This is a genomic window from Streptomyces sp. 8L, assembly GCF_020176795.1.
In the GTDB taxonomy this organism is placed as follows: Bacteria; Actinomycetota; Actinomycetes; order Streptomycetales; family Streptomycetaceae; genus Streptomyces.
The window spans coordinates 1-13,990 of the sequence record NZ_JAIUKE010000138.1; the positions used below are offsets into that span (position 1 = coordinate 1).

The 13,990-nt window shown below is 71.1% G+C and carries 9 protein-coding genes; 4 read left to right on the forward strand and 5 right to left on the reverse strand.

Annotation, left to right across the window (positions count from 1 at the left end):
- The first annotated feature begins 143 nt into the window (after nucleotides 1-143).
- A complete protein-coding gene (locus tag LCE31_RS13565; RefSeq protein ID WP_225014485.1) occupies nucleotides 144-3,410 on the forward strand; it encodes a GH92 family glycosyl hydrolase in 3,267 nt (1,088 codons plus the stop codon).
- Nucleotides 3,411-4,200: 790 nt separating this feature from the next.
- A complete protein-coding gene (locus LCE31_RS13570) occupies nucleotides 4,201-5,229 on the forward strand; it encodes a PLP-dependent cysteine synthase family protein (protein ID WP_308042249.1) in 1,029 nt (342 codons plus the stop codon).
- 192 nt (nucleotides 5,230-5,421) lie between these two features.
- Here LCE31_RS13570 and LCE31_RS13575 read toward each other — a convergent pair whose 3' ends face one another.
- On the reverse strand, nucleotides 5,422-6,012 hold the full coding sequence (locus LCE31_RS13575; RefSeq protein ID WP_225014479.1) for a TetR/AcrR family transcriptional regulator: 591 nt from the start codon (nucleotides 6,010-6,012) through the stop codon (nucleotides 5,422-5,424).
- Between the two features lie 265 nt (nucleotides 6,013-6,277).
- Here LCE31_RS13575 and LCE31_RS13580 point away from each other — a divergent pair, with 265 nt between their 5' ends.
- The gene (locus tag LCE31_RS13580) at nucleotides 6,278-7,210 is read left to right on the forward strand and encodes an alpha/beta fold hydrolase (protein WP_225014480.1); all 933 of its coding nucleotides are present in this window, start codon (nucleotides 6,278-6,280) and stop codon (nucleotides 7,208-7,210) included.
- A 135-nt stretch (nucleotides 7,211-7,345) separates the two neighbouring features.
- On the opposite strand, the gene LCE31_RS13585 is transcribed toward LCE31_RS13580, so the two are convergent.
- The 4 genes from LCE31_RS13585 to LCE31_RS13600 form a co-directional block, all read right to left on the reverse strand.
- The gene (locus tag LCE31_RS13585) at nucleotides 7,346-8,218 is read right to left on the reverse strand and encodes a carbohydrate ABC transporter permease (protein WP_225014481.1); all 873 of its coding nucleotides are present in this window, start codon (nucleotides 8,216-8,218) and stop codon (nucleotides 7,346-7,348) included.
- A 12-nt stretch (nucleotides 8,219-8,230) separates the two neighbouring features.
- Nucleotides 8,231-9,238 (reverse strand): carbohydrate ABC transporter permease, encoded by a 1,008-nt coding sequence (locus tag LCE31_RS13590; protein ID WP_225014482.1) that lies wholly within the window; start codon nucleotides 9,236-9,238, stop codon nucleotides 8,231-8,233.
- A 10-nt stretch (nucleotides 9,239-9,248) separates the two neighbouring features.
- Nucleotides 9,249-10,589 carry an extracellular solute-binding protein gene (locus LCE31_RS13595; protein WP_225014483.1) on the reverse strand — a complete coding sequence of 447 codons (1,341 nt, stop codon included), beginning with the start codon at nucleotides 10,587-10,589 and terminating at the stop codon, nucleotides 9,249-9,251.
- 326 nt (nucleotides 10,590-10,915) lie between these two features.
- Nucleotides 10,916-11,935: a LacI family DNA-binding transcriptional regulator gene (locus LCE31_RS13600; protein ID WP_225014486.1), complete on the reverse strand. Its 1,020-nt coding sequence runs from the start codon at nucleotides 11,933-11,935 to the stop codon at nucleotides 10,916-10,918.
- A gap of 148 nt (nucleotides 11,936-12,083) precedes the next feature.
- Between LCE31_RS13600 and LCE31_RS13605 the strand changes: the two genes are divergently transcribed.
- Nucleotides 12,084-13,990: glycoside hydrolase family 2 protein (locus tag LCE31_RS13605; protein WP_225014484.1), on the forward strand; the 1,907-nt coding region annotated here is incomplete at its 3' end.

Below are 13,990 nucleotides of genomic sequence, written 5' to 3' on the forward strand. Positions count from 1 at the left end.
CCTTCGGCCAGGACACCGGCCCGCGCCGGGGGGCCCCCGGGGCCCCGCCCCCGGGGGGGCGGCCCCGCCCCCCCCCCCGGGCCGCCGGGGGGGGGGGGCCCCCCGCGGGGGGGGCCCCCCCCACGGCAGCCCTCGGACTCGCGCTGACCGCGGCGCCGGCCTCTGCCGCGACCGCGGGGCACGGCACGGTCACCAACCCGGTGCCGTACGTGAATCCGATGATCGGCACCTCCAACGCGGGGAACACCTACCCCGGCGCCGTCAATCCGCTGGGCATGCTCGCGTGGAGCCCCCAGAACTCGACGGGAAACCAGGTGTCCACGCCCGCTCCCGGGGGCTACCAGTACAACGCCACCAAGATCCGGGGGTTCAGCCTCACCCACCTCAACGGCGTGGGCTGTTCCGGCGCCAACGGCGACATCCCGATCATGCCGTACGTGGGCGACGTGACCTCCTCCCCCAGCTCGGACACGAAGGACGCGACCTACGCCTCGACGTTCTCCCACGCGAACGAGACCGCGAGCCCCGGCTACTACAAGGTCGGGCTCGACAGCGGCGCGAGCGCGGAGCTGACCACCACCGACCGCACCGGAACGGGCCGGTTCGGGTTCCCCGGCGACAAGCCGGCGACCATGCTGTTCCGCACCTCCAACTCCGAGAGCGGCAGCACGGACGCGGACGTCCACATCAACGCCGCGACGAGGACGGTGACGGGCTCGGTCACCGCGGGCAACTTCTGCGGCCCGCAGAGCGCCAACAACCGCCACGACGTGTACACGCTGTACTTCACCGCCCACTTCGACAAGCCGTTCGCCGAGGTCGGTACGTGGAAGGACGACACCGTGAAGGCCGGGTCGACCTCCGCCGACGGCGGCACCGGCTACAGCTCCTCGGGCAATCCGGTGGCGGGCAAGGGCTCGGGCGGCTACGTCACCTTCAAGCAGGGGACCAAGAACGTCCAGGCGAAGGTGGCCGTCAGCTACGTCAGCGAGCAGAACGCGGAGCGGAACCTCCGGGCCGAGAACCCTCCGTCGAGGACGTTCGGCGCCGTCAAGTCCCGGGCCGCGGCGGCCTGGCGGCAGGCGCTGGCCAAGGTCCAGGTCGGCGGTGGCACCGACGATCAGCGCACCACCTTCTACACCGCCCTGTACCACTCCATGCTGGAGCCCACGCTCACCAGCGACGTCAACGGCCAGTACCTGGGCGCGGACCGGAAGGCGCACAAGCTAGCCAAGGGCCAGAAGGCGCAGTACGGGACCTTCTCCGGATGGGACCAGTACCGGGCGCAGGTCCAGCTGCTCACGCTGCTCTCCCCCAAGGCCGGCAGCGACTACGCGCAGTCCCTCTTCAACTACGCGAAACAGCGCGGCGGTGAGTGGGACCGCTGGCTGCTGGAGAACGGCAAGACGAGCGTCATGTCCGGCGACCCGTCCGACGCCGCTCTCGCCGGCATCTACGCCTTCGGCGGGCACGACTTCGACGTGAAGGGTGCCCTCAAGTCCCTGGTGAAGGCGGCCACCGTGCCGACCGCGGACGACGGCAGCAGCGCGGGGTGCAACGTCGAGTGCACCGGCCAGCGGCCCGCTCTCGACCAGTACCTGAAGCTCGGCTACGTGCCCGCGGACAACTGCCACTGCTGGGGCGGTGCCGCCGAGACGCTGGAGGACTCGGCCGCCGACTTCGGCCTCTCGCAACTGTCGGGGGCGACGGGCGACAAGAAGGACCAGAAGGCCTTCCTCACCCGGTCCGGCAACTGGACGAACGTCTTCGACCCCAACGCGACGCCGCAGGGCGGCTACATCCGCGACCGCCAGTCCGACGGCACCTGGGCCGGTACGTTCACACCGGACACCGGCAGCGGCTTCGTCGAGGGCACCAGCGCGCGCTACACCTGGATGGTCTACTCGGACGTGGCCGGCCTCGCCTCGGCCATGGGCGGCGACAAGAAGGCGACGCAGCGCCTGGACGACTTCTTCCACGCCGCCGACGGGTCGTTCGACTTCTCCGCGAAGGACGGCACCAAGTACGACCCGACCAACGAGCCCGACATCAACGCCCCCTACCTGTACGACTACCTCGGCGCCCCGTACAAGACGCAGCAGACGGTCCGGGCCGAGATGGACCAGCTGTGGACCAACGGCCCCGGCGGCATCCCCGGCAACGACGACGCCGGCACCATGTCGTCCTGGTACGTCTTCTCCGCGCTCGGCATGTACCCGCAGGTTCCGAGCCGTTCCGAGATGGTGCTCTCCGCACCTCTGTTCCCGCGTGCGGTGGTCCACACCGGGCACGGCAGGACCATCACGGTCAACGCGCCCGCGGCGTCGGCGAGCAACACGTACATTCAGTCGCTGAAGACCAACGGCAAGAGGTCCGACAAGCCGTGGCTGCCCGCCTCGTTCGTCAACAAGGGCGGCACGGTCGACTACACGCTGGGCAGCACGCCCAACACGTCCTGGGGCAGCACCGCCTCGGACGCTCCGCCGTCGTTCCCCGGTGGCGGCACGCGCCTGTTCACCGGTGTCGGCACCAACGGGCTGAAGACCGCGCCGGGTCAGGGCTCCGCCACCACGACCGTCAAGGCGCAGACGCTGGACGACAAGGCGACCACGGTCCGCTGGACGGCCACACCGCCCGCGGGCCTCACCGTCACGCCGTCACAGGGCAGCCTCGCGGTGCCCGCCGGCGGTTCGGCCGACGCGAAGGTCTCCGTGTCGGCGAGCTCCGGGACCAAGCCGGGTTTCTACACCGTGCCCGTCGCCTTCACCGCCAAAGGCAGGACACTGCAGAGTGCGTCCGTCTCGGTGACGGTCGCGCCCCAGAACAGTGTGCTCTGGAACCTCAACAGCCGGGGTATCTCGGACGACACGAATCCGACGGCCAACTTCGACGGTGAGGGCTGGAGTTACTCCGCTCAGGCGCTGGCGGACGCGGGCGCGGCCCCCGGCGGCACGGTGTCCGCGAACGGCTTCGACTTCACCTGGCCCGACGTGAAGACGGGTGACCCGGACAACATCCAGGTCACGCCGGGAGCGCCGGCCCCGGGCCAGGCCGTGTCGGTGACGCCGGTCTCCGGAGCGACGAAGCTGAGCCTGCTCGGCAGCGCGGCCGAGGGGTCGGCCGAGGGTACGGTCACGCTGACGTACACGGACGGCACGACGCAGCAGGCGGATGTCGGCTTCAGCGACTGGACGCTGAGCGGTGGTGCGGACCAGCCGTCGTTCGGCAACACCGTGGCGCTGAAGACCACCTACCGCGATGTGCAGGGCAGCACCGCCGACCCGGTGGGGACGGACATCTTCGCGACCGCGCCCATCGCTCTCCAGGCGGGCAAGCAGCTGGCGAGCGTGACACTGCCGTCGGCGGTGTCCGGAGGTGTGATGCACGTGTTCGCCGTGGCGACCGCGTAATCGGCCGCCCCGCCCGGCAGGGGCCGGGAGCACCGCGACGTCACGGCGCGCGGCGCTCCCGGCCCCTTCATGCGCGAGCCGGATCTCGCAGGCATACGGGCCCGCCCGGGCCGGGAGGGCGGATGCTCACGGTGCGCAGGTCTTGGAGATGAGGCGGGGAGAGGGGCTCAGCGACAGAGCGCGGCGTGGGTCCGGCACAGGTCCACGTGCCGCCGCTTCGTCCAGGCACGCCGCCCCGGGAACGTACGCGGGCGGACGGCAGGACCTGTCAAGAGCGCACCCCGCCGGGTGGCCGGGCCGCCCGGACATGTCCCGCGGCGCGGTGGCGAATCTTCACGCACGTGCAACGTCGCGCCACTGACCTGCACCGTTACAGGTGTCACCACGGGCGTAGAGGCCTTCCACTGGGCCCCGTACGCCCGCGCACTCTCGTCGCACCCGGCCCCGCCCGGCTACCGTGGCCGGGTGACCGCACCGGCCCCGTACCGCAGACCGCACCCGAATCCGGCACGCGCCGGCGCGTGCCGCTGTCGCCGTGCCCGACGCGGTACACGAACCTGAAGAACCAGGGCCCTGAACCGGCTGTCCCGCGCTGTCCCGTACGGCCGGTGGCCGATGGCCGGCGAACCGCCGTTAGCCTGGTCGGGACATGCCCGTCCGTTGTCCGCCTGCTCGTTCCTGGCCGCGCGCCGAACACCGTGCGTGCCTCTTGCCCGGGCGCACTCCGCCGCGGCCCGGCACGGGGAGAGGGCACGGACCCACGCGAGGAGCACTGCGAAGGAGCACTGCATTGGACGTCCACGCCTCCCTGGCCGATGTCGTCGGCAACACCCCGCTGGTGCGGCTCAACCGCGTCACCGGCACGGCAGCCGCCCCGGTCTACGCGAAACTGGAGTACGTGAACCCCGGCGGCAGCGTGAAGGACCGCCCCGCGCTGTGGATGGTCGAAGCGGCCGAGAAGGCAGGGGTGTTGCGGCCCGGTGGCACCATCGTCGAAGGCACCTCGGGCAATACGGGGGTCGGACTCGCCATGATCGCCGCGCAGCGCGGCTACCGGTGCGTGTTCGCGGTTCCGGAGAAGAGCAGCGCGGAGAAGATCGCGATCCTGCGCGCCTACGGTGCCGAGGTCGTCGTCTGTCCCACCGATGTGCCGCGCGAACACCCTGACCACGTGCACTCGGTGGCAGCCCGGATCGCCGCCGGGACCCCGGGCGGCTGGCTGGCCAACCAGTACGACAACCCGGACAACCCGCGGGCCCACTACGGCACCACCGGGCCCGAGATCTGGCGGCAGACCGACGGACGGATCACCCATCTGGTGTGCGGTATCGGCACCGGCGGCACCATCACGGGGATCGGCGAATACCTCAAGGAGGTCAGCGGCGGCCGTGTGACGGTCGTCGGGGCCGACCCGGAGGCGTCGGTCTACTCGGGCGGCGACGGGGGCCCGTACTCCGTGGAGAGCATCGGGCGCTTCCGTCACCCGGACACGGTGGACGACACCTGGCCGGAGTCCTACCACCCGGCGGTCGTGGACCGGTTCGAGCGGATCAGCGACCGTGATTCCCTGCTGACCGCACGGCGCCTGGCCCGCGAGGAGGGGCTGCTGGTCGGCGGCTCGGCCGGCACCGCTGTGGCGGCGAGCGTGCGGGTGGCGGCCGGGCTCGGCCCGTCGGACCTCGTCGTCGTGCTCCTGCCGGATTCCGGCCGCAACTACCTTTCCAAGGTCTTCGACGACGACTGGCTGCGAGGGCTCGGCTTCCTGGAGGACGACGCCTCCCGACCCGGAGTCGGCCAGGCGGAAGACGAGCACGCGTGAAAGCCCCCGTGCCCCGTGTCCGGCTCCCCGGCACCGTAGAGGCGCTCCGGGCCGCAGGGGAGATCCGGGCACTGCGGTCGACGTGACCGCGATCACCTCCGTACGGCGTGGCCGGACGCCTTCCCGGCCCGGCGACCGGCGCGCCAACTCCCTCCGAGAGCGCCGGGGCGCACCGCGGGTCGGCGCGCGGCGCTACGTGCGGGTGCGCAGCGCCCCTGCCAGCGCGTCGAGGGTGACGCCCACGATGGCCAGGAGCTGCGCCGGGCCGGCCCCCGCTCTGCTCATGACGGCGAGGGACTGGTTCACGGCGGCCACGTGTTCAGCGAAGGCCTCGGCGTCCTCGGCGGTCAGTCCGCCGGCCTTCAGGGCGGAGAGGAGACGTGAGCGCTGGAAGCCCAGCGCCTCCTTCGCGTGCGTCGCGACGCTCTGGCTCAGCACCGGAATGGCCATGGCCGACTGGGCGATCAGGCACCCGTCCGGCAGGCCGGGATCGGCGATGCGCTCAAGCGTGACGTCGAAGAACGCGCGGACAGCGGCAAGCGGTTCCGAAGCCGCGCACGACAGGGCGGCGTCGTACGTGTCGCCGTAGCGCGCGGCATAGCGGTCCAGGCAGCGCAGGAAGAGCGCGTCCTTGTCGCCGAACGAGGAGTAGAGGGAGCTGCGGTTCAGACCGGTCGCCCGGGAGAGATCGTCCACCGAGGTGTCGGCGTAGCCGGCGCTCCAGAACCGGATCATCGCGGCGTCGAGCGCCGCGTCCATGTCGAACTGCTTCTTGCCTGCCATGGGGCACTCCCCTGCCGGTGGGTCGGTGTTCCGGGCCGTACCGAGTCTATCTTGAACCAATCAGTTCAAGATGTGTTAGCGTCCCGGCATGGTCATGGCTGGGCGGTCCCCCACTCCTCGCGACAGCACGAGGCACGAGGCGCGACCCCCGCGGGGAACCGGACGCGGGCGCCGCGCCGGCCGTTCCCCTCATCCGCATCGCGCTCGTGGACCCGGCCCGGCACGAGCGCCGAAACAGGACACCCCACACCGACGGAGGAACCCCGTGACTGACCCCGCGACCAGCGCTCGGCACGTCAGCGAAAGCAACCCTGTCCGCGATCTGCCCCTGCCCGACCTGGCGGGATTCACCCACCGCTGGGTCGACGCCGGCGGCGTCCGCCTCCATGCCGTCGAAGGCGGCCCGCCGGCCGGCCCCGCCGTGGTCCTGCTCGCGGGATTCCCGCAGACCTGGTGGGCATGGCGCAAGGTCATGCCCGGCCTCGCCGACAGGTTCCACGTCATCGCGGTCGATCTGCCGGGTCAGGGCCACTCCGAGCGTCCGCCGCGCGGCTACGACACACACACGGTCGCCGCGCACGTCCACGCCGCCGTGGACGCGCTCGGAGTGTCGGACTACTGGCTGGCCGCCCACGATGTCGGCGCCTGGGTCGCCTTCTCCCTCGCGCTCAAGTTCGAGAGCCGGCTGCGCGGGGTGGCACTGCTCGACGCCGGGATTCCCGGTATCACCCTCCCCGAGGCGATCCCCACCGACCCGGACCTGGCGTGGAAGACTTGGCATTTCGCGTTCCACCTGGTGCCCGACCTGCCCGAGACCCTGCTCGCCGGCCGCGAACGGGACTACGTCGGCTGGTTCCTGAAAGTGAAGGCCCTCTCTCACGACACGTTCGACGACGCCGATCTCGACCACTACGCGGCGGCCGTCGCCGCGGACGGCGGCCTTCGCGCCTCTCTCGCCTACTACCGGGACGCCGCCGAGTCGGCGCGCAGGAACCACGCGTCGCTCAGGCGGCGGCACCTGACGGTGCCCGTCCTCGGAATCTCCAGCAGCCACGGCTCGATCCCGGACATGGCGGCCTCCATCAGCCCGTGGGCCGACGACACCACGGGAGTCGTGGGGCCCGGCGCCGGGCACTTCATTCCCGACGAGCAGCCCGAAGCCGTGGCCGCCGCCCTCACCGACTTCATCCTCGGCTGAACGTCCCGGCCCGGGCGGCGCCGCCAGGCTCGTCCGGCCGGTCCTGGACCACGCGGCGCGGCACGGGCCCGGACCGGATCGCGCCGCCGCGCCCTCTCCCCGCGCCTCGCCGGGCAGCCGGACCGCTCCACGAGGCTACTTGAGCCCCGTCGTGGCCACTCCCTGCACGATCTGCCGCTGGAAGACCAGGAACACCGCGATGAGCGGCAGGAATCCCAGCACGGAGGACGCCATGACCTCGGCGTACTGGATGTTGCTGTTGTTGACCAGGGAGGCCAGGCCCACCGGGACCGTCTGCGACTTGGTCTGGTTGAGTACCAGCAGGGGCCACAGGAACGCGTTCCACGAGCTGATGAAGGTCAGGATCGACACCGTGGCGATGGCCGGGCGGCAGATGGGCATGCACACCGTCCGGTAGATCCGCCACCAGCTCGCGCCGTCGATGCGGGCGGCCTCGATCAGGGCGCGCGGGATGCCCTTGAAGAACGCCTGGAAGATGAACACCGACACCGGCGCGGCGACCGAGGGGAGCACCAGGGCCCAGTAGGTGCCGAGCAGGTGGAGCGACCGGTACTCGACGAACTGCGGCAGCACCAGGGCCTCGGTCGGCAGCATGAGCCCTGCCGTGACGAGTCCGACGACCGCGACGCGGCCCGGGAAGCGGAGGAACGCGAGGGCGAATCCCGCCATCGAGCAGAAGGCCACGGTGAAGACGACCGCGAGCGCGCCGATGACCAGGCTGTTGAGGTACCAGGAGCCGATCGGGTAGTTGTGCCAGGCGTAGGAATAGGCGTGCAGCGACCAGCCGCCGGCGAACGGGGACAGCGGCTTCTGGGTGATCGAGCCGTCCGTGCGGAGCGATGTGATGATCGCCCACGCGAAGGGCACGAGCCAGATCAGCGCGAACAGGGTCAGGCACACCGCGCACAGCTGGTTGAAGAGTTTCGCGCCGTTGACGGTCCGTGGACCGGCAGCCGTGGTGCGCCGCGGCTGGGTGATGGTGCTCAAGGGTTCCTCCGCTCAGTCCGCGGCGCGGGGCGCGGTGACAGTGCCGGTACGGGGGGCGGTGCCGGGCCCTGAACGCCGGGCGGCACGGGTCGCGAGGCGGTGGCGCAGCCCGTACCAGGCGGCCGACACGGCGACGATGATGACGAAGTAGACCATGGTCGCCGCGGCGCCGTAGCCCCCTCGGTAGGAGGTGAAGCCGGTGTCGTAGATGTACTCGATGACGGGCCGCGTGGACTGGTTCGGGCCACCGCCGAGCAACAGGTAGATCTGGTCGAAGACCTTCAGCGACGCCAGGATCTGGAGGATCAGCACCAGGCTGGTGGTGGGGTTCAGCAGCGGGACGGTGATGAGGCGGATCTGCTGCCAGGGGCTCGCCCCGTCGATGGCGGCGGCCTCGTACACGTCTCCGGGGATGTCCTGGATTCCCGCGGTGTAGAGGACGAAGTTGAAGCCGAAGGTCCACCACAGCGTCATCAGGATCACCGCGGTCCAGCCGCCGGACGTGCTGCCGATGAAGTCGGGCGAGGTCAGGCCGACCGCCCCGAACAGCTTGGGGAGCAGGCCGACCTGGGGCGTGTAGATCCACAGGAAGATCAGCGCGACGACGGACGAGGGCACGACGTACGGCGCGAAGAACGCCAGCCGGTAGAAGACCCGCCCGCGGCGGACGCGGGACGCGAGGATGGCGGTCAGCAGGGCGAGGACCACCAGCAGCGGAGTGGTGATCAGGGTGAACAGGACGGAGTGCCACATGGCGTCCCAGAAGAGGGAGTCCCGCAGCACCTTCGTGTAGTTCGACACACCGACCCAGCCGCCCAGGCCGTCCTTGACGGTGGTGGTGTTGAAGAAGCTCAAGACGATGCCCATGAGCAGCGGGCCGACCAGGAACACCAGGTAGACGATCAGGAACGGGGCGCTGAGCAGCAGGCCTGCCCGCCGATCGGAGCGGGGCGGTCGGTCGCCCACCGCCCTGACGGGCACCGGACGGGGTGCCGGTCGCGTGGTGGTGACGGTCGTCATGAGGAGCCTCTCACTTCATCGTGACCGGCGGTCGGGCCGTGGTGTAGCGCTTGAGGTCGGCGCGCATCGCGGCGACGGCGTTCCTGGGGCCGAGCCGGCCGGCGAGAACCTCGATGATCGTGGCGCCCACCGTGTTCTGGAAATCTGAGCCGGCGCCCGTGTACCAGGCCACCGGGTCGTACTGGGCGTCGAAGGCGGCCTGCACGTAGTTGCGCTGCGGCGACTGGCCGAGGAACCCCTTGCTGCGCTGGACCGGCAGCCAGGCGGGGACGTGGCCGCCCTGCGCCCAGGTGGCACTGTGGTCGAGGAGGCTCTTGATGAACCGGGCCGCCTGCGCGGTACGGGCCGACGAGCGCCGCGGGTTGCGCGGGACGACCAACGCGTGCGAGTCCGCGTACGCCACCGGTTCGGGCCCGAGCAGCGCTGGGAAGGGCACCACGTTGAAGTGGAGTCCCTTGACGAGGCGGTACGAGGGGATCTGCCACTCCCCGTCGAAGAGGAAGCCCGCCTTGCCGGTGCTGAACAGGACGTTGGCGCCGGAGCCGTTCAGTTCCTTCGGCATCAGGCCGGGGCCCGTGATGCTCTGCATGAAGGCGAAGGTCTCCTCCATCGCGTCGGCGTCGATGTCGACCGCGGTACCGGAGTCGGTGACGACGGGCCCTGCGAGGCCGGAGTACACCATGCTGAAGTAGCGCCAGGCCGTCGCCGGGTCGGCGGTGATGGACATCGCCGCGCCGTAGGAGGCGCCCGCGTCCTTCATCGCCTTGAGCGCGTCGACGAACTGGGCCTTGCCCTTCATGGGTTTCAGGGCGTTCCCCGACGTGTCGAGGAGTCCGGCCTTCTTCGCCAGGTCCACGTTGTAGTAGAGCACGAAGGGGTGGGTGTCCAGCGGCACCGCGTACACCGTGCCGTTCACGGTGGCCTTCTTCCAGGCGGCAGGGGTGAACCGGTCCGCCGTGACGCCCAGGTCGCCGACGCCCGCGTCGTCGATGGGTTCCAGCAGGCCGGCCGCGGCCAGCAGGGGCAGCCGTGAGAGGTGGGATATGCCCACGTCCGGCGGTGTACCGCTGGCCGTGGCCAGGGCCAGCTTGGTGTAGTACGGGTTTCCCCAGCCCAGTACGGTCGCCTCGACCGTGACGCCGGGGTGCTCCTTTCGGAACGCGTTCTCCATCAGCACCATGTTGGCGCCGTCACCGCCGGTGAACAGGTTCCAGAAGATGACGTCCGCGGTGTCCGGTTGCGCACCCGTCAGGCCGGACGCCAGCGGGGATGAGCACGCCGACAGGCCCCCGGTCAGGGCCAGACCGCCGCCGAGAGCCAGGAGGCGCCGGCGCGTCATCGCTCCGCTCATGGGGTTATCCACTTCGTTGTCCTCGATGCGACTCGTTGCTTCGATGTGAAGCGGTTGTTTCGATGTGAAGTCGTTGGCGGAGACGGTGGCACATCATTTGCATCGATGCAATAGAGGAGCGGAAACTGATCGCCACTCCCCCGGAACCCGCACGTCCAGAAACCGCACGGCTCGCGGCGCACCCGGTCACGGCCGGGGCCGCGAACCCGGTGCCCCGCCAAGCCATATGCCGGCCAACGCTCCTCATCGGGACGCCAGTTGACCCCGGCCGTCGTCCCGCCTCCGCGGGCCGCGGGGCCGCACCGCCGTCGCCCGACCGTGGAGCGTCACGGCCGCCGCCCCGACCGCCGCGAGGACTCGCGTACGACCAGCTGGAAGGGCGTGGCCTCCTGGCGCGCGCTCCCGGCACCACCGCCGCCCGAGCGCTGCCCCTGCTCCTCCAGCAGGCTGAGCGCGCGCTCCGCGATGACGTCCAGGTCGGGGGCGATGGAGGTGAGGGGCGGGTGCGTGTACGCGGACTCCGGGACGTCGTCGATCGCGGCCACCGCGACCTCGTCGGGCACCCGCACCCCGGAGGCGTCGAGCGCGCGGAGGGCGCCGACCGCGAGCGCGTCGTTGAAGGCGAAGACGGCGTCCGGCAGCGGGCCGCTGCCGTCCAGCAGGCCGCGCACCGCCTCGTAGCCCTGTGCGCGGTTCCAGTCGTCGACCGGTACGACCAGCCAGTTGACCCGGCGCACTCCCGCGGCGGACAGCGCCTGCCGGTAGCCCTCGGCACGCTGGCGCCCGTTCTCGCTGCCGTTGCGGCCGAGCGCGACGATCCGTCGGCAGCCCTGCTCGACCAGGTGCTCCACGACCGCGCGGGCCGCGGCGACGTTGTCGATGCCCACCCGAGGAAAGTGGTCGCCGATGTCGTGTTCACCGAGCATGACGAGCGGAAAGTCCGAGGTGGTGGCCGCGGCGTCGGCGGCGGGCACGGTGAGGGCGCTGAAGAGCACGCCGTCCGCGACGTTGGTCAGGCCCCCCGCCAGGATGCGCCGCTCGGCCTCCGGGTCGCCCTCGGTCGACTCGACCAGCACCGTGATGCCCCGCCGCGCTGCGGCCCTGATGACGGCCTGGGCGAGTTCCGCGAAGTAGGGCTCCGCGAGGTAGGGCACAGCGAGGGCGACGAACCCGGTGCGCCCCGAGCGCAGGCCCTTGGCCAGGAAGTCCATCTTGTAGCCGAGCTCGTCCAGCGAGCGCTGCACCCGCGCCCTCGTCTGAGGGCTGACGTGCGTGTACCCGCTGACCACGTTGGACACCGTCCGCACCGACACGCCGGCGTGTTCGGCCACATCCCGCATACGCACTCTGGCCAACGGTCGTACACCTCCGGTAGGGCGGCGGCACACGGCGACGGCCGCCACATTGTTGCATCGTTGCAAACGATCACTCATGATGAGCGGACTTCGATTGTACGAAATCCATGGTCGGCGACCAGAAGACGAAGGAGGCCCCGTGAGGGCGAGTGAGCAGGACGGTTCGTACCCGAGGCCCATGCTCTGCCGCGAGCGGTGGACGAGTCTGGACGGCACCTGGGAGTTCGGGTACGACGACGCCGACGAGGGGGAGCGCGCCGCGTGGTTCTCCAAGGAGGCGGGGGGCGGATTCGACCGGGAGATCACGGTTCCGTTCCCTCCGGAGTCGCCCGCCTCCGGCATCGGTGACACCGCGCCGCACCCGGTCGTCTGGTACCGCCGCCGCATACCGCACGCGGCCCTGGCTCCGGCCGAGGCCGGCGGCCACCGGACGCTGATCCACTTCGGGGCGGTCGACCACCGCGCACGGGTCTGGCTCGACGGCCGGCTCGTCGCCGAACACACCGGCGGGCAGACGCCCTTCACCGCCGACGTCACGGATGCCATGCGGCCGGACGCGGCCGAGCACGTGCTCGTGGTCCGCGCCGAGGACGACCCCGCCGACCTCGCCGTCCCGCGCGGCAAGCAGGACTGGCAGGAGCGCCCGCACGCCGTCTGGTACGAACGGACCACCGGCATCTGGCAGAGCGTGTGGACCGAGACCGTCCCCGCCCAGCACATCACCGACCTGGCGTGGGTCCCCGACCCGACGCACGGCGTCGTCGCCGAACTCACCCTGGCCCGCCGGCCGAGCCGGCCGCTCACCGTGGACGTCGCGCTGCGCGTCGGCGACCGCGTGCTGGCGGAGTCCTCGACCGTGACGGCGGAGCGCCGTACCCGGATCGACATCGCGATCCCCGCCCTGGGCAACGGCATCGACCGCGAGGACCTGTGGTGGCGGCCCGAGTCGCCGGTACTCGTGGACGCGCGGGTCGTCGTGCGGGAATCCGGGGTGTCCGGTCCGGGCGGGGCCTCAGAAACCTCGGGAACCTCTGAGGCTCCCGAGGCCTCTGGGTTTTCTGAGGCCGCGGACGCCGTCGACAGCTACTTCGGCCTGCGCAGCGCGGCTGTCGGCCGTGGCGCCTTCCTCCTCAACGACCGCCCGTACTACGTCCGTTCGGTACTCGACCAGGGATACAGGCCGAACACACTGCTCGCCTCCCGCGGCACCGCGGAACTGCGCCGCGAGGTCGAGCTGATCAAGGCGATGGGCTTCAACGCGGTCCGGGTGCACCAGAAGGCCGAGGACCCCAGGTTCCTGTACTGGGCGGACCGGCTCGGCCTGCTGGTCTGGGGCGAGACCGGTGCGGCGTACGAGTACGGCACCGAGGCCGTCGAGTTGCTCACGCGCGAGTGGCTTGACTTGGTACGGCGCGACCGCAGCCACCCCTCGATCGTCACCTGGGTGCCGGTCAACGAGAGCTGGGGCCTGTCGGACGTCGCGCACAGCACCGCGCAGCGCAACTACGCGGCGGCCCTCGCGGCCCTGACCAGGGCCCTCGACCCGACACGGCCGGTGGTCTCCAACGAGGGCTGGGAGCACGTCGACAGCGACATCCTCGGTGTGCACGACTACTCGGGGGACGCGGCGGTGCTGACCGAGCGCTACGGCGACGCCTCCGGCTTCGCGGCAGTACTGGCGGGGCCGGGGCCGCAGGGCCGGACGATCTCGCTCGACGAGCGGCAGAGCGCGCGCTTCGCGGCGGGCGACGCGCCCCTGATGATCACCGAGTTCGGCGGCCTCTCCCTGGCGGGCGAGAAGGACGAGTTCTTCTACACCCAGACGACCTCCGCCACCCAGTACGCGCGGCTCCTGGGTGAGCTGTTCGGCGCACTGCGCAGGAGTCCGCTCGTCGCGGGCTTCTGCTACACGCAGTTCATGGACACCGCGCAGGAGACCAACGGGCTGGTCTTTCCCGACGGCACCCCCAAGCTGCCGCTGGAGACGATCCGCGGCATCGTCACCGGCGTCGCGGCCGGAGAGGCCGGGGGCGGGGAGTCCGGGGG